At 40.5% G+C, this 17,989-nt stretch carries 9 protein-coding genes; 4 read left to right on the top strand and 5 right to left on the bottom strand.

The features are described 5' to 3' along the window. Positions 1-38 precede the first annotated feature (38 nt). The 5 genes from ABFU83_RS05100 to ABFU83_RS05080 form a co-directional block, all read right to left on the bottom strand. A complete protein-coding gene (locus tag ABFU83_RS05100) occupies positions 39-7,904 on the bottom strand; it encodes a choice-of-anchor J domain-containing protein (protein ID WP_347069397.1) in 7,866 nt (2,621 codons plus the stop codon). Positions 7,905-8,051: 147 nt separating this feature from the next. Next, a complete protein-coding gene (locus ABFU83_RS05095) occupies positions 8,052-9,227 on the bottom strand; it encodes a tetratricopeptide repeat protein (RefSeq protein ID WP_347069396.1) in 1,176 nt (391 codons plus the stop codon). Then, positions 9,220-10,725, bottom strand: coding sequence for a helix-turn-helix domain-containing protein (locus ABFU83_RS05090; protein WP_347069395.1), 1,506 nt, complete (start codon positions 10,723-10,725; stop codon positions 9,220-9,222). The genes ABFU83_RS05095 and ABFU83_RS05090 overlap by 8 nt, the downstream gene beginning before the upstream one ends. A 296-nt stretch (positions 10,726-11,021) precedes the next feature. Continuing rightward, the gene (locus tag ABFU83_RS05085; protein ID WP_347069394.1) at positions 11,022-11,717 is read right to left on the bottom strand and encodes a response regulator transcription factor; all 696 of its coding nucleotides are present in this window, start codon (positions 11,715-11,717) and stop codon (positions 11,022-11,024) included. Further along, positions 11,693-12,697, bottom strand: coding sequence for a histidine kinase (locus ABFU83_RS05080; RefSeq protein WP_347069393.1), 1,005 nt, complete (start codon positions 12,695-12,697; stop codon positions 11,693-11,695). Before ABFU83_RS05080 ends, ABFU83_RS05085 begins: the two co-directional genes overlap by 25 nt. Before the next feature lie 175 nt (positions 12,698-12,872). On the opposite strand from ABFU83_RS05080, the gene ABFU83_RS05075 reads away from it, so the two are divergent. The 4 genes from ABFU83_RS05075 (at position 12,873) to ABFU83_RS05060 (ending at position 17,968) form a co-directional block, all read left to right on the top strand. Continuing rightward, entirely contained in the window at positions 12,873-15,239 is a 2,367-nt protein-coding gene (locus tag ABFU83_RS05075) for a TonB-dependent receptor (RefSeq protein ID WP_347069392.1), read from the top strand. 24 nt (positions 15,240-15,263) lie between these two features. Next, a complete protein-coding gene (locus ABFU83_RS05070; RefSeq protein WP_347069391.1) occupies positions 15,264-16,079 on the top strand; it encodes a DUF4249 domain-containing protein in 816 nt (271 codons plus the stop codon). Positions 16,080-16,161: 82 nt separating this feature from the next. Further along, positions 16,162-16,824: a thiamine diphosphokinase gene (locus ABFU83_RS05065; protein ID WP_347069390.1), complete on the top strand. Its 663-nt coding sequence runs from the start codon at positions 16,162-16,164 to the stop codon at positions 16,822-16,824. 121 nt (positions 16,825-16,945) lie between these two features. Beyond that, positions 16,946-17,968 (top strand): M28 family metallopeptidase, encoded by a 1,023-nt coding sequence (locus ABFU83_RS05060; RefSeq protein ID WP_347069389.1) that lies wholly within the window; start codon positions 16,946-16,948, stop codon positions 17,966-17,968. Positions 17,969-17,989 lie beyond the last annotated feature (21 nt).

Here is a 17,989-nt window from a genome sequence, read left to right as displayed (position 1 = left end):
TGCCTGAAGACAAACAGGCTGTATACCTGGTTATTTGGTTATTGTTCTCTGTTGATATAAACCCAACCGGTAGCCTTGGTTCCGTTTTCTTTTACAAGTGCGTAGAAATACGTTCCGTCCGGTAATTCAGTACCGTTATTTGACGTTCCATGCCATTGGTTGGTATAATTTCCGCTGAATTTGTACACTTCTGTACCATAGCGGTTAAAGATCGATAATTCCCGTACTCCCATTCCGGTAAGATCAAAAGTATCATTCGAACCGTCATTATTCGGTGAAATACCTTTTGGTATCATACGGCAAGGGTTGCTTGTAACCGGAAGTGCTGCCGATCCTGTACAAGTACCGGACGTAACCGTAACCGTAAAGGTTTGCGGTAAAGCAGCTGTCGGGTTTTGTGCCATATACTGATCTACATTAAACATAGCATCATTGGTTCCTACAGTAATATTATTCTGATCTTTCCAGCTATAGGATACGGTTGCGGGATTATAGGATCCGTTTACCGGTACGGCATGTAGTACTAATGTTTCGTTTTCACATCCGCTTTCAACAACAACGGCGATCGACGGTGTAATTACGATATCAAAACTATCTTGTCCTCCTGTATTACACGTAGCGGAATCGGCCTGAACGATATACGTAATCGTATAACTTCCCGGTGTACTCGCTCCGATATTGATTTCACCTGTAGTTGTATTTAAACTTAATCCCGGTGCCGAACCAAAAGTTCCACCCTGTGTAAATCCGGTAGCTGTTTGCGGTAAAGCATTCGGGCTATCCGGGCAATATACCGGATCATAACTGAAAATCGTAACCGGATTAACTCCTGAAGTCAATACAATAGAAGCTTCATAATGTCCGGCATCCGTACAGTTCGTTGTATTGGCTGCAATATCATAAGCAATTGTATGTGTTCCTGCTGTTGCTCCGGTTAAATCGATAACACCTGTAGTTGCATTTACCGTTACTGAAGCAGAACTAAACGTACCACCTGTGGTAAATCCGCCGGCCATTGTCGGCACCGGACTTGTTGTTGCATTCACACAAACCGAATCATAACCAAATGTTACGGTTGGCGCTGCTAATGGCGTTACGGTTATCGTTATGGAATCGGATAGTGTCTGACTACAAGCTAACGATCCCGAAGCGGTTACAGTGATAATGGTATAAACGCCTCCGGTTCCGGTAACAATCGTTGCCTGACCGTTTGCATCCAATGTTATTGTTTGTGGTGTTCCGTTATCAATAGTATACGTTACTACTGCGTTTGGTGTACCTGTAAAACTAACTGTAGTGGTCGTACCGGCACAGATTGTCGCATTTCCTGAAATTGTTGCTGTTGGTAACGAATTGATCGTAATTGTCGCTGATCCGGTTACCGTTGCTGTACAGGAAGAAGTTGCAGCCGCTACACTTACCAATTCATAAACGGTAGCAGCAGTTAAAGCCGAAGTCGTTACTGTAGCCGTTCCGTTGGTATCCAATGTTACCGTTTGATTGGTGCCGCCATTTACAGTGTAAGTAATCACAGCATTCGGTGTACCGTTAAATGTAATTGTTGCTGTATCGCCCGAGCAGATTGCAGTTGTTCCTGAAATCGTAGCCGTTGGTAATGCCATGACATTTACCGTAATGGAATCGGTCAGATTTTGCGAACAGGTATTGGTATCACTTACACTCACTAATGTATAAACACTATTCGTTGTTAGTATCGGCGTTGTTACGGAAGCCGTTCCGTTGGCATCTAATGTTACCGTCTGATTGGTGCCGCCATCAATAGTATACGTTACCACTGCATTCGGTGTACCGTTAAATACTATCGTAGTTGCAGATCCGGAGCAAATTGGTGCCGGAGCTGTTACCGTTGCTGTCGGTAAGGCATTAACCTGAACAACGATTTCCTGTTTTGGCCCCTGACATCCGTTTCCGTCAGTTAAGCTTACATAATACGATGTGTTTCCTACCGTTGTTGTAACAGGTGTCGGTGCCGTAGCGCTTCCTGTTCCGGTCGGATCTGTAAACCATAATAGGGTATAATTTGCCGGAGCCGTTGCCGTTAATGGCACTGCCGTTGTATTTTGGCAATATACTACCGGTGATGTAACTGTTGGTACATCCGTAATCCCTTCGTAAGTAATCACAACTGATTTTTCACAGTAACGTGTTCTCCAGTAAAACGTATAAACACCCGGTGTTGTAAATCCGGTAATCGTGGTTGTTTTCACATTCGGTGTTGTAATTACGGTAGCACCCGGATTATCCGCTGCTGCCGACCATTGTCCTACTCCTTCAGCTTCAACCGTAGTACTATTCTGACTACAGTTTAAAGTATGCGCGGTTGTTTTTACATCGTTGTTTGCTTTAAAGTTTGCGGCATCCAACATATTCCCGATGACATTCTCTTTTGATCTGAAAATAAAACGAGTTACATTCTGTCCTGTAGGAACGGTATAACTACCTTCATGTAAATTCCATGTCGACCCCTGAGCGAATACTTCCGTTACCAATGCAAACGGTCCCGCCGGCGGTCCTGCATATAATTGTACTGAACTTCCGTTTGTCGCTCTGGCAGCATGCGCAAAGCTATAGTTCATCTGTGTAATTTCTGAAGTATCAAACTCTTTATACAATCCTTTTATATTCGGATCATTCGGATTCCAGTCTTCTTCCGGATCGGATAATAACTGAAGACACTGTCCGCCGGAATAAGGCGAAGAGTTGATTGCATTTAACGCTTCAGAGAAGAACATCGCATCCCAGGTATCCAGATTTACGCGCCATCCCGGAACCACATATTGCGTACTAATGGTATAAATTCCCGTTACGCTTTGCATCGGCGGATGCTCGAAATCATAGTTAACGGCATTTACATTACATAAATCAGCCGGTGTTTTAATACACAGGTTGAATTTTCGGGTACTGGCTACCGTACTGTTTAGTGTTAAACGTACTTTATACGTTTCGCCAACTACTAATTCAGAAGAATACATTGCTGTAATCGTATTGTTGTTACTACATGCTTTTTCTTCCAATACCCCGCCTGCTCCGACTTTATACAAAGTCATTATCATATTCGGGTACGGTTCATCTCCGGAAGAGATATAGAAGTTTCCGGTAAATCCGTTGGCCTCAATAATATGAATTCTTGAAGTGGCTGCAAATTCGAACCAGATATCACCTCCGTTAATTCCGCTGCAAGTCATCGGTACCGATGAAGGTGTTGCACCGGAAAACGTAACGTTGGATACCGAATTGTTGCATTCTTCATTTTGATTAACCGGTACTACGATAGCGGTAGACGGCTCGTCATTTCGAACAAATACTTTTGGTCCGGACCAGAAACTGTTACTGCTTCCGCTACAAACTGCCCGTACAAAATATTCGTAAGTTGCCGCTGTCGGAGAATCAAAATCCGATGGCTGCGGGGTATAGGATGGCGTATTTACAATTGTTCCCGATTGTGGTAATGTTCCGTTTCCAACCGGTTGAACCAATACTTCCCATTGTGTTTCCGATCCGCCCGGAGTCCATGAAAAGACAGACTGTGCGTTAACCTGTAAATTTGTCGGTTGCGGACAAGCAATGGTTCCGCAAGTGGATACTCCGGTATACAGCACCGTTCTTGGTGTCCCTAATCCCAACGGACTGGTCCATACCACATCTCCGTTTGCATTTTTAACCTCAACCTGAGCATTCGGATATTGTCCCGGTGCTGTTCCCACAGCATCCCAGAATAACGAATATTCTACTCCGGTACATAATAATAAGGTGTATTCAGCCGGTGGCGGTACCTGATTAAATGGTCCTGTAGGGAATTGTAATGTTTGAACCACTACTCCGTTCTGGATCACATCGATACCGCCGCCAACGCCCCACGAGCTTCCGCTGGTCAGACTAATCGTATATTCACAAAGGTTTACAAAACTACATTTTGTCGTAAACACAAACGGGCCGATCCATTCGCTATTTCCGGAAGCGCCACAAAGCGAGCGGATATAGTATTGGTATTTTGTAGCCGGAATTAATCCGCTTACCGTATAGGGGTTATTGTTGGCCGTATGTAAATATTGTGGTTGCGTATTACCTACCGGTGCAGGCGTTCCGAAAGGCTGCACTGAAATTTCCCACGGTGCTGTCGTTCCGTTAGCATCCCAACTAATTTGTACTTCCGTATCGGTCAGGTTGGAAGCAATAGCGTTCGAAGGTTGCGGACAAGCCGGAATATCTTCAATTACTACATTATCGATAAAGAGTAACTGACCTCTGTAGGATCCGGTACTCTGGTAAAACGGTACATGGAATGCAATATTAATATTTCCGGTTACTCCCGCAGGAAGGTTAATAATTTTTTCCTTATACTCCACATTGTTGATCAACACCGGATCGGTAGAAGAGTCATATAACGTTGTTGTAAACTGATCCAACGCAATACCGTTAGTTGATAATTTTATTTTTAAATCTTCGGTAAAGAAACTGTCATTTACACGATAATAGTAACGTAAACGTTGATTAGCTGTAACATTAATTGTTGGTGAAATCAACCAGTCATCATTTTCTCCGTTACTTCCGGTGAACATTCCTGCCATCTGATTACCTTCATATGGATTCACGGTAACGTTAAGGTTCCAGGCATTGGAATCATTATTACTATTTACGATTCTCCAACAGTTTTCGGAAGTAGAATCGCTATTAAATGTTTCTACAAATGGGGTGTTAAAAGGCGTACACAGTGTTCGGAAAGTAAACGGACCGATCCAGTCGCTATATGCCGATCCGCAGGCAGCTCTCACATAATATTCATAAACCGTATCCGGTAATAAATCATTGGGTGTATGCGTCGCATTTGGTGTAACCGGAGTTCCGGAGCCCGTTGGCATTCCGGTTCCTGCCAACTGTACTTTTACTTCCCATGCTGTTTCGGCATAACCCGGAGTCCAGGATAAAACTGCTGCGTTTTGTGTAATACTCGCTGCTGCTAAATCAGACGGATTCGGACAAGCCGGGGCATCTTCGATCAATACATCATCCAGATTTAGTGTCGAAGCCGTACCTGGTGCCAGTAATCCCGGTGGTACTCTAAAAGCAATATATACCGTTCCTGTACCGGTAAAATACAACGATTTCTCCTGATAAGTTGTATTGGTAAATTCCATTAACGGAGCAATTTCCGTAAAGCTGGTGGGATTGGTATCGGTCGTTGAAATCAATACCTGAATACCATGTCTCGGATTGGGTGTAAACGGCGTTAAAAGAGCACGGTATTTAAACGTTAGCTTTTTATTACCAACCGCGTGAATGGCCGGTGTAATCAACCAATCGTCAAAAGAGTTCGGTCCCATAAACCCACGCTGAATACGGGCTTCTGTAGGTCCCATTGTCCATTGTGCTCCATCGTTATTGGCGTTATTGGTTGTCCAGCAGAATTTTTTAGTGGTCGGATCTGTATCATTAAAACTTTCCGAAAAAGGGGTCGGAAACGTAATACAAGCCGTTGTAAAATCAAATGGTCCTACCCAGTTACTCTGTTGTGTAGCCGAGCAATAAGCTCTTACATAATACTCATAATGTGTAGCCGGGCTTAAATTTGTCGCCAGATACGGATTACTGTTTACCAATGTTCCGATTCCGGTTGGGATTCCCGTTCCATAAGGCTGAATGGCGACTTGCCATTGTGTCTCGGTATCACCGTTAACCCAGGATAATAAAGCCTGATCTTCGGTTACGTTTTGTGCCACCGGGCTCAACGGATCCGGGCAAGCCGGTTTGTCTTCAATAAACACATCATCAATAGAGATTCGCGTAGCCGTATGTGTTGTAGCCGGACTTACCACCCAGGCAATATTAACCGGCCCCGTAACAGATGTCGGAATATTGATAATTTTCTCCACCCAGGTTGTATTGGTAATCGGCGTATCCGGCATTAACTCAATGGTAAAGTTTTGTGCTCCGATACCTGTTGTAGAAATACGAATGGCATAACTCGCTACGCCACCAACCACCTGATGCTTAAAACGCAATCTTTTTGGTGTTCCGCTCACATTTACCTGTGGCGATACAAAGATATCGTTGTTATAATTCTGATACGTATTGGTCTGCATAGTAGCATAACCTCCGAGATACGACCAGGTTAAGCCGTCATTATTCACATCAACAGCTGTCCAGCAAGGTGTCGGAACAGTAGCAGAAGCTCCGGTAAACTGGGTTGAATACGGAGTATTGAAAACAGCACATTGTGTTGTAAATTTATACGGAAGGCTCCAGTTTCCGGGAACGCTGCCACAAACGGAACGCACATATAAATCGTATGTTGTTCCCGGTGCTAATCCTGTATTAATTACATTATCAACATTAGTTGTTGTAGCCGTTCCGGCACCGGTTGGCACTCCTGATCCGGTTGGTAAGGCTTTATATTCCCATGCTGTAGCAAATCCGCCTACGTTATCCCACGAAAACGATACACTGTTTTGCAACAGATTTTTATAGGTGAATGTAGCCGGAGCCGGACAAGTTGAACTTTCTACTTTCAGATTGAAACAGATACTTGCCGAGGGTGCCAAATTCGATGAAACCACAATCACATACGTCTGCCCTGCCTGTACATAAAGATTGGAAATTCTTTTCGGCACATTTGCAGTTGAGGTACTCATCCCGGCCATACAGGATACACCTACATCAGCGCAACTCTGATACACAAAAACTCCGGTTGCGTTATTAAAACATCCTGTTCCGCCTAATGTGGTCTGCGTAATTGTAATTAAACCACTTGTTGTTGGTGTATAAGTCAGAAAAGCCTTCGCTCCGCTTAAATAATTATTCGTAATTGCCGGTGACAAACATCCGCTTCCATGTGTTGCGTACGTTACGGCCGGATTCTGATATTGATTCAGGTTTGCAGACAAAGTGTAAGCCTGCGTTGTGACATCCGGAATTACGATCGGTTCACTACAAGACAATCCTAAGATACCGGTTTTAAATGTAAAAGGACCGGCCCATTCACTTTGTGGCACGTTACCGGTACAATTGGTACGGATATACACATCGTAAAACGTATTGGCTACCAATGAAGAAGCCGAATACGAATTGGTTGTCGGAGTTCCGTTGGCTGCCGGTACTGTTCCCTGTGGCACAACCTGAATTTCAAACGAGTTGGATGACGGATGTGTCCACGATAAAGTAGCCGTATGTGCTGTTATGTTACCCGCCGTAAAATTGGATTGCTGTACCTTTAAACAGGATTCCACAACCCTGACATTATCTACAAACCAGGCATCGCCGGTTGGTGTGGCTCCTGTTTGCGTATTAATGGCCACAAAGGCAATATAAATATGTAATCCTACCGGGATATTATCCGGAATAGCCACCACTTTTTCTTCGTAAGCTGTAGGAGATCCGGTATTCAAATCGGCCTCGGTCCATGATTTCAATACTACCGAAAAACCGTTGATATCCGGCTGACTTGCCGTAGAAAGCCGAATCTGATAAATGGTACCATTGTTTGCCGCACTTCCCTGTTTGGTAAAGAAGCGCAATTCACCGTTGGCCGGTACCGGTACCAAAGGGGTTACCAGGAAATACTGAGCCGTATTTCCCGCACCGATGTTTTCTGAAGCCGGATTGATATAAGCCGCGTTACCTCCTAAATAACCATCGTTGGAAATACCCCAACTGGAAGTTCCGACACTGTTTTGAAACAACGTCCAGGAGGTGGGGATTCCTCCTTCAAAATTTTCGGTAGTCAGCTGACTATAACCCGAAATTGAAAATAAAAGGACCAGAAACGTCAGTATCTTACCTTTTATTTTTTTGTGCAATAAACATTCAGGAAAACCGGAAAGGAAATCCAGAAAGCCAATCCACAAAAAACCTTGAGTAGTTAATTGTAATTTTTTTTGCATTTTCATTACTTGATCAGTTAATAGTTTTGCAATAAAAATAATTACATGAATCCTACTATTATAGGTATAGGCTTTATGGTTTCCGGAATTTCAAAAGAAAAAAAAATAAGTCAAACAACTAATAAACAATCAGTTAAAATCTAATTTAACTTTTTATTTACTTTCTCTTAACGGTTTTTCGTTTTGTAAGTTTTTAATTACATTTTCTAATTTTTCAATCGTCTTTTTGGATTTTTTTACAGACAAAAAGAAGAAAACTACGATTAAAACAGCGCCTAAAAAAAGAGTAATACAGCCGTAAACAAACTTCGGAATATCATTTTTCAATTTAAATTCTTCTTCTTTTGCTACCTCATTAAGCGAGTCGCTAATTGATTTACGTTCCCGCTCTTTAATCTTTAATTGGGTTTGAAGGTATTGGGTTCTGTAATCTTTATAATGGTTCCATTCGTTAACAGCCAGATAATTTTCGGACAGTCCTTTGTAGATTTCCTGATTTAAAATTAAATCTTCTACATTTCCTGAAATTTTCAATGCTTCTTTTAACGTTGCAATAGCTTCGGTATATTTTCCTTCCAGGGTGTAAACCTGTGCCAGACCTTTTAAGGCAAACCCTTGTAAACTATAGGCATTTACTTCTTTAGCCAGCTCACCGGATTCCAGGAAACTTTTGATCGCGGCTTCGTTATCCGACATCAGTATATAACAATTACCTTTATTATATTTGGCAATACTAATCTTCGAGGCATTGTTCCCGACAACCTTTGACTGATTTATTTCAGCAATTCCTCTGTCGAAGAAAGTAATCGCTATATCACAATTCAGCTTTTCTTTATAGATAAAACCTCGCACGATATAATTTAAACCGAGGCTCACCCGAACGGAATCTCTTACCGGGTAGTCAAAACATAATTGCTCTGCTTCATCCAGACTTTGAATGGCTTTATCATATATTTTTAACTGGTGATATTGAATCCCGGCTTTATTAATAATCTGTATTTTGAGCAATTCATCCTGACATCTTGGTAATAATTGGTTCGCCTTAATAACATATTCCAGCGATTTTTCATAATCCCGCTTAGAAGAATAGCCATCTGATATTAGCTTATAACCTCGTATTTTAATGTTAATATCGTTTCCGGCTTTATTGACAACTTCTCTTCCGGCTGCAATTACTTTATCGGGATTGCCATACATATCCCGGATACTCACCCGGATAATACTATCAAGTTTTTGTGCCGATTGACCGTAAACGGTATTCCCAATTAATATAAAACCGACAAGAAGATAGACTATGACGCTAAATTTTCGGAAAACGACTTTACTCATTGGTCACCTCCATTTCATTTTTTAATAACTCGATAAAGGTAATCGGAGCAATTCCCGTAATTGATTTAAATACGGTTGCAAAACTACTGTGTGACGAAAAACCACTGTTTTCGGCGAGATAACTGATTTTATAATTTCTGAAATTCGGATCCGATTTCAGTTTTTTAACAATATAATTAATACGTAATGTGTTGATATACATATTAAAATTCATATCATAATGCTTGTTGATAATTTCCGACAGGTATTTCGTATTGGTCTCAAATTGCCCGGCTAAAACAGCTAGCGACATATCATTACTGGTGAATTTTGTTGAATTTTCAAAACGTTTCAGTTTGGCCAGTAAAGCTTGTTCTGTTTCTAGTGGTATGGTACTCTTTTTCGTTACTTCTTTTTTCTCTGTAAATCCGATGATGAGGTTGTTACGCGTCACTTCCAGATAGCTGATAATCTCGCGAAGTCGCTTTTTCTTTGAATTAAATTTAAACCAAAACAACACGCCGGCTACTAGTATGATAAACATTAACCCTAAAGCCGAATAAAACAAGGTAACATAATTCTGTTTACGGGCAAGGTATTGATTTTCATATTCCTGCGTAATCAGATTATAAGCCGTATTGACCGATTCCTGTTCTATTTTTTCAACTTCGGCATTGGCTTTTAAAAAGTTGGTATTGTAAAATTTGTAATTCGCTTTATCATTTAAAGCCAGATAATTAATGGCAAGCTGTTTGTTCAGAATTTCAGCAAAATACAGATTTTCAAAAGGTTGTGATTTCTGAAGTGCTTTTAACAATAGTTGGATGGCTGCTGAATGTTCTTTTTTATGAAAATAAACGGAAGCCATTCCGCTTAATGCAAATACTTCGATGTAGCTATTTTTCAATTTTATCGTATCCAGGCGTTCTAAAATTGCTGAAAACTGTCTTTCTGCCTTTGCATATTCGTTGGTACTGCTATAAATACGAGCTTTCGCAATGACAATCCATAACGCCAGTTCTTCTTCGTCTTCCCGGTTTTGATTTTTAAAAGTAAAATTATCCTGATGCAGGTTTTGTAAGGCCGATCTGTAATTTTCCCTTTCCAGGTCCATCATCGTTTTTTCCAGCTGTAACAGTCCCTGAGCATACTCTTTTGTGGCAGGATCTTTTATTTTATCGGCACGATTTTGGGCTTCTTTAAAATAATTGAGCGATTGGTTATCAAAATACAATGCTCTTAAAATTCCGGATTGGGTAACCGACACTTCAACGGCATCTCTTTCTGATAAATCAGCAACTCCTTTATTCGCTTCATACAGATAAGTCAGCGCATTGTTATAATCGCCTTTTGCCTCATAAATTTTGGCCAGCAAGAGATTGATTTTTGCGTTTTCTTTTCCGGAATTGGCATTTTTCAGTAAATGCTGTGCCACTTTTAAAGCTTCGTCCGGTTTGGAGTAAACCAGTTCTTCTGATTCGTTAAATAAAAGCTGTTGTTTAGATACAGCTTGTGCCATAACAGTATCTGATGATACTATCCAGGTAAAAATAAACAGTAATAAGTAATGAGATTGTACTTTGTTATACTTCATCTGACCGTTCCGAAATTATACAATGTGTTACAAATGTATCGATAATACTAACAATCACAATGATTTTACAAGGTTAAAACAATATCGCTTATATCCTGATTTTTTGAAACGAATCTGCTTTATATTACAAAAAATGTAACATGAAAAAGGGACAACAGTCATGTAGTATCAAGCTATTCTAAATAAAAAACAACCCGAAAGTTGTCGCACCAGAATCTACATTAATTGAGCTTATCGACCAGAATCTGGTATTTCCTCCCTACCGGAACAATCCGGTCATCTGTAAGACACAGATTGTGTTTATGATTCACGCGGAGATGTTCGCCATTAACAATATGCGAACGATGTACCTGTACAAAACGACTGTCAAGATTGTCCATGATCTCGATCAAACTGCCATATACTACAATGGGAACAATTGTACTCTGAATATAAATCTTCAGGTAATTGCCCACACTTTCGATACAAATAATCGCAGTTAGCTTAATGTCCGTTATTTCACCGTTTACTTTAAGGCGTATGGTATCCTTAATCTCCGTTTTCTGACTATTTGCATTACAAAACAGCTTTGCTTTTTCTATCGCTTTTATAAAAAGCGGGAACGAAACCGGTTTTAACAGATAATCCACTACATCGTGTTGAAATGATTTTAAAGCATAATCCGAATAAGCCGTTGTAACAATCGTTACGGGACGTTTTGGCATACGCTCCATCAATTCCACACCGGTAAGTATAGGCATATTGATATCCAAAAACACCATGTCATAACATTCATTAACGATCATTTGCAAGGCATCTTTACCGTTATAGGCACTTCCACCATATACCAACTCCGGACACTGTTCCATATGCGATTTTATAACCCTGTGTGCTGGTTTTTCATCATCTACGATCAGGCATTTATATTTAATTTCCATAATTGTAATTCCAGTTTAAAAACTCCAACGACATTTTTGTCGATGGTAATTTTGTGTTTTACAAACGATACGATCAACCTTCGTCTCAAATTTTCCAATCCAAGTCCGGTACTTTCCAAAAAGGAACCTTCCGCCAGACAATTATTCTCAATCGTAAAAATAAGATGGTCCTCCATAAATTTCCAGTGGATGTCCACATACGGCTGTTCGCATTCGGATGAAAACTTGATGGCATTCTCAATTAACGTCATAAATACGAGTGGCAGTATAAAAAAATCTTCAAAATCGCCTTCAGAATATTCGTTTACCTTGAGATTATGGCTCTTATATTGATGATAACCTATATATTTTTGCACAAAATCGATTTCTTCCGTCAAACAGACATATTCTTTTTTGGTAGCTTCAATCTGATATCGTAACAAGCCGGAAAGCTTTAAAATCTTTTCAGCGACCGTTTGCGGTTCGGCCAATGCGTCACCATATAAATTATTCATCGCATTAAGCAGGAAATGCGGGTTGAGTTGTTGCTTTAAAAAAGTAAGCTCCGCCTGTGAATTCAAGAGTTTTTTATGCGTTCGGAAGACATTTTGTAAAACCCATAAGTTGATAAAATAAATCCCGGTTCCTACAAAAAGCATAAAAAGCGTTCCAAGTATCTCATTAAAAAGTGAAATATATTCTCCAAAATTCTGAGTAAACTGAACCTGTACGATGATATAACACACCCAAAAAAGCGCAAAATATTTAAAAAAAGTAAAATATTTTTTCTCTAAAAGAAATTTTCTTACAAGAATTACGTTACTAAACAGGACCGCCCCATAAATGGCTGTTAAGATCAGTAGTAATTCTATGAATATGTATTCCGGCGTTTTATCCTGCTTTCTGTCAGTATATTCATTATAAAGGAATAAGGACAAAAGGAGTAAATAAAAGGTAACATTCCGGAACCAGAAGTTTTCGTAGGAAAGGCGTATTTTCATGATTACAAAAATAGAGTAAACGGACTATTTTCAACTCCTTAGCCTTATTTTTTATACAAACGCCACTAGTATAATAAATCGAATAATTTATATAAATTTTAACTTAATTTTTCTTGCAGAAGATATCTTTGCAGTAATTTTTAATCATCAATCAAAAAACGACAATTATCAAAAAATGAACTTTAAACTTTTTATTTGCCTGTTTTTTTGCTCAGTCGGCATATTGGCCCAGGAGAAAGTGACACTAAGCGGTACCATTTCGGATACCCGGAACAACGAAACCCTGATTGGGGTAACCGTTTACATTAAAAGCCTGCAAACAGGGGCTACAACAAACGAGTATGGATTTTATTCGATTACTGTTCCGAAAGGAACCTACACCGTACAGGTGAACTACATGGGCTATCAGAGTATTGAAGAAAACATTACCCTAAATCAAAATACCCGTAAAAACTTCGCATTAGGCGAAAATTCACAGGACTTGCAAGAGGTTGTAATTACCGAAAACAAGAAAAAAGTGGATATCCGCCGCCCGGAAATGAGTGTTAACAAGCTTTCGATTAAAGAAATCAAAAAAATGCCGGTTGTTTTAGGAGAAACCGACGTCTTAAAATCAATTCTGACACTTCCCGGCGTAACCAATGCCGGCGAAGGGGCCTCTGGATTTAACGTACGTGGAGGTGCGGCCGATCAGAATCTGATCTTACTGGACGAAGCGACGGTTTACAATTCGTCTCACCTTTTCGGTTTCTTTTCGGTTTTTAACTCCGATGCGATTAAAGATCTGAAACTGTATAAAGGCGGAATTCCGGCGCGTTTCGGTGGTCGTCTGTCTTCGGTTCTGGATATTTACCAAAAAGAAGGAAACAGTAAAGAATTTCATATGAATGGCGGTATCGGATTAATTTCCAGTCGTTTATTAGCCGAAGGTCCTATCACAAAAGACAGAGGATCATTCCTGGTTGCCGGTAGAGCCTCGTATGCTCATTTATTCCTAAAAATGACAGACAATAAAAACTCGGCCTATTTTTATGACCTGAATACCAAGTTGAGCTATAAACTCAACGATAACAACAACCTGTATTTGTCCGGATATTTCGGTCGTGACGTATTCGATCTGAATAGTAATTTTATAAATACATACGGAAATACGGTTTTTAACCTACGTTGGAATCATTTGTTTTCGGATAAACTATTCTCTAATATGTCGATGATCTATAGTGATTATTACTATGGTCTTACATTAGACTTTGTAGGATTTAACTGGGATTCCGGTATCAAAAACTACAATTTCAAATACGATCTCAAACATTATGTATCCAATAAGCTACAATTGAGCTACGGTGTAAACGCCATTTATTATGATTTTAACCCGGGAACGATCGAACCGAACAAACCAAATTCGGGTATCAACGCAGATCAATTGGATAAAAAATATGCTTTTGAACCTTCGTTCTATATTGATGCCGAGCAAAAAATCACGGATAATCTTTCCGTTAATTATGGTTTACGCTATTCGATGTTCTACCGTTTGGGACAACAAAAAATGAATATTTACGAAAACAATCAAGCCGTTATCTTTAATGATGATCTGAAAATTTATGAAAAAGCAACACCAACCGGCAGCGAATATTTCGGACGTAATAAAACAATTGCAAGCTTTGATAATTTCGAACCTCGGGTAGCCGTTTCCTATGCTTTAAATGACGATCAATCTGTAAAAGCAAGTTATAATCGTATGAGTCAGTATTTGCATTTGATCTCCAACACAGCTTCTCCTACGCCTTTAGACGTATGGGCGCCAAGTGATAATTTCTTAAAACCACAGACTCTGGATCAGTATGCGATTGGCTATTTCCGCAACTTTAGTGAGGACAAATATTCCCTTGAAGTAGAAACCTTTTACAAAAACATCAAAAACCGCGTTGACTATATTGACGGAGCCGATCTGATTGCCAATAATGCGATCGAACAGGTCGTCCTAAACGGAAAAGCCCGCGCCTACGGTTTGGAAGTATTGTTACGCAAAAACACCGGAAAACTAACCGGATGGGTATCGTATACCTTGTCCCGTTCCGAACAGCAAACACCGGGAAGAACCCCGAACGAAACCGGAATCAACAATGGCGACTGGTACCGTACCGGATACGACAAAACCCATAACCTTTCGATAACGGGATCATATACCCATACCGAAAAATGGACATTTGGAGCCATCTTTGCGTTACAATCCGGACAACCGGTAACCTACCCGAATGGACAATATATTTATCAGGGAATTTCGGTACCAAGTTATGGCGCGCGAAACGACAATAACCTTCCGTTATACCACCACCTGGATGTATCGGCAACCTATACGCCAAAACCGGAAAAGAAAAAAGGATGGCAGGGCGAATGGGTATTTAGTATTTACAACCTGTACAGCCGCAAAAATGCAGCATCAATCAGTTTCCGTCAAAATGAGGATACCGCCCGAAACGAAGCGATAAAACTATCTATTTTCGGGATCGTACCATCTGTAACGTATAACTTCAAATTCTAAAGTTTCAATTAAGATTCTATCATTATGAAAACGATATTAAAATATTTTACATTCCTGTTTACTATTCTGATGCTGAATAGCTGCGAAGAAGTTGTTGACGTTAAACTGGACACTGCTCCGCCCCGCCTGGTTGTGGATGCCGCCCTTAACTGGATTAAAGGCACAACGGGCAATAATCAGGTAATCTATTTAACCACCACCGCCGATTATTTCGGTACGGAAATTCCGAAAGTAAGCGGTGCCACAGTGGTCGTAACCAACAGTAGTAATGTTGACTTTAACTTTTTGGAAGCCGTACCCGGTGAATATATCTGTACCAATTTCCAACCGGTTTTAGGAGAAACCTACACCCTAACCATCGTTAGCAATGGGGTAACCTATAAAGCGACCGAAACCTTAAAAAGCGTAGCCAGTATTCTAAATATCGAACAGAAAAACGATGGTGGTTTTACCGGTGATCAGATTGAGTTAAAAACCTATTATAACGATCCCGGAGACGAAGACAATTACTATTTATTCCGTTACATTCGCAATAATACTCTGGCTGTTTTCCGTGCCAGCGACGACCGTTTTGTACAGGGAAATACGACTTTCGATATTTATTCGCACGAAGATCTGGAAGCCAATGATAAAGTAAACATCCGTTTGATGGGAATTTCCAGACAATATTACAACTATATGAACATCCTGATTAGTGTGGCACAAGGCGGTGGCGGGCCGTTCCAAACACCACCGGCTACCGTACGTGGTAATGTGATCAACCAAAACAATCAGGCCAACTATCCCCTCGGGTATTTTAGCCTGTCGGAAGTCGACGAAACCACTTATACCGTTCAATAAAAATCAAAAAGACAACTTTCACCGGTTGTCTTTTTTGTTTTAAAATCATTGCTTACTTTTGGAATAACTCAAAAGCAAACAAATGTCTTCACACCATATTGTCCGCGACGACCAGGAACCGGCCTTAATTATTGCCAACGGAGCGCCCTGTAATGACGAATTGCTCGGACAGTTATTGGAATGGTCACCTTTAGTTATCGTACTCGATTCGGCTATGGAACGCGTTCTGGATCTGGGAATCAAAGTAGATATCCTTTTGGGCGATTTCGACCGGAATTTTGATGCGGAATTTTACCAGCAAACCCAATATCCGATTGAGATCGTTCATACGCCCGATCAGGACAAAACCGATCTGGAAAAAGCCTTTGACTATCTTATCGAACGAAAAATACCGGCAGTTAACGTGGTTTGGGCCACCGGAAAAAGAGCTGATCATACCATTAGCAACATCACCAATATTGTACGCTATCGCAACCAGCTTAAGATTGTGATACTGGACGATCATTCCAAAGTGTTCCTACTCCCGAAAAAGTTTGAGAAATGGTATCCGGCCGATACGATACTGTCCTTAATTCCGATCGGAACCGTAAAGGGTATCCATTCGAAAAACCTGTTTTATCCGTTAGAGGACGATACCCTATCCATTGGCTATCGAACCGGAAGTAGCAATCATGTTAATGAAGACGGACTGGTGTGTATCGAACACGAATCCGGTGATTTATTATTAATGGAATGCTTTGATTAGTATTTATTATTGATTTTTTTAGCCTAAAAGCAAATAATAGCTAAAATTCACTCTTCAATTGAAACAAAATAGTATTTTAGGCTACCTATAAATAAGCATACAACCTACAACTCCAGAACCAATGAAAAAAATATTGCTTTGCGGCTTCGCACTTTCCCTGTTTTTAAGCAGCTGTTCTACTCAAAAAACCAGCGCTTCCAAGGATTATGTATCCAGGTATATGAATACAATTAATAAAGACGAGTTAAAAAAACACCTTTATATTGTAGCTTCCGACGAGATGCAAGGACGAGATACCGGCACACCGGGACAGAAAAAAGCCGGTGAATACCTGATTGCCGAATATAAAAAAATGGGGATTTCCTATCCAAAAGGAGCCGATGGTTTTTACCAGAAAGTTCCGTCCGAATTTATGGCACGTCCCTTTAGTCCGAAACTTAATGATTCTGAAAACATTTGGGCCTATATCGAAGGTTCTGAAAAACCGGATGAGGTATTGGTGATTTCCGCACATTATGATCACGTAGGAATGAAAAACGGAGAAATTTACAATGGCGCCGATGACGATGGTTCCGGAACGGTAGCCTTACTGGAAATCGCTCAGGCCTTTATGGATGCCAAAAAAGCCGGCCACGGTCCAAAACGTTCGATCCTTTTCCTACATGTTACCGGAGAAGAACACGGATTACACGGATCCCGCTATTATTCTGAACATCCGTTATTCCCGTTAAAAAATACGATTGCCGATATCAATATCGATATGATCGGACGACGCGATCCGGCACATAAAGACAATGGCAATTATGTATATGTGATCGGTTCCGACCGTTTGAGTACGGATTTGCATAACATCAATGAGGAAGCGAATAAAAAATATGTAAACCTGTTGTTGGATTACAAATACAACGACCGCAACGATCCGGAGCAAATCTATTACCGTTCCGATCATTATAACTTTGCCAAACACGGCATACCGGCGATCTTTTTCTTTAATGGTGTTCACGAAGATTACCACCAACCGGGTGACACTCCGGACAAAATCGAATACGACTTACTGGAAAAAAGAGCCCAATTGGCTTTTGCTACTGCCTGGGAGTTGGCCAATCGCCCTAACCGCATTGTAGTAGATAAAAACGGCGAATAAGCCTTACAATAAAAACACCTG

The sequence above is a fragment of the Flavobacterium sp. WV_118_3 genome, assembly GCF_039778605.1.
GTDB lineage: Bacteria > Bacteroidota > Bacteroidia > Flavobacteriales > Flavobacteriaceae > Flavobacterium.
Note: the sequence above shows the minus strand (reverse complement) of the source record. Positions and strands in the feature narration are given on the sequence as shown.

Coding starts and splice junctions, on each gene's coding strand:
- ABFU83_RS05060 (WP_347069389.1), top strand. CDS start 16,946: ATGAAAAAAATATTGCTTTGCGGCTTCGCACTTTCCCTGTTTTTAAGC.
- ABFU83_RS05090 (WP_347069395.1), bottom strand. CDS start 10,725: ATGGCACAAGCTGTATCTAAACAACAGCTTTTATTTAACGAATCAGAA.
- ABFU83_RS05095 (WP_347069396.1), bottom strand. CDS start 9,227: ATGAGTAAAGTCGTTTTCCGAAAATTTAGCGTCATAGTCTATCTTCTT.
- ABFU83_RS05075 (WP_347069392.1), top strand. CDS start 12,873: ATGAACTTTAAACTTTTTATTTGCCTGTTTTTTTGCTCAGTCGGCATA.
- ABFU83_RS05080 (WP_347069393.1), bottom strand. CDS start 12,697: ATGAAAATACGCCTTTCCTACGAAAACTTCTGGTTCCGGAATGTTACC.
- ABFU83_RS05065 (WP_347069390.1), top strand. CDS start 16,162: ATGTCTTCACACCATATTGTCCGCGACGACCAGGAACCGGCCTTAATT.
- ABFU83_RS05070 (WP_347069391.1), top strand. CDS start 15,264: ATGAAAACGATATTAAAATATTTTACATTCCTGTTTACTATTCTGATG.
- ABFU83_RS05085 (WP_347069394.1), bottom strand. CDS start 11,717: ATGGAAATTAAATATAAATGCCTGATCGTAGATGATGAAAAACCAGCA.
- ABFU83_RS05100 (WP_347069397.1), bottom strand. CDS start 7,904: ATGAAAATGCAAAAAAAATTACAATTAACTACTCAAGGTTTTTTGTGG.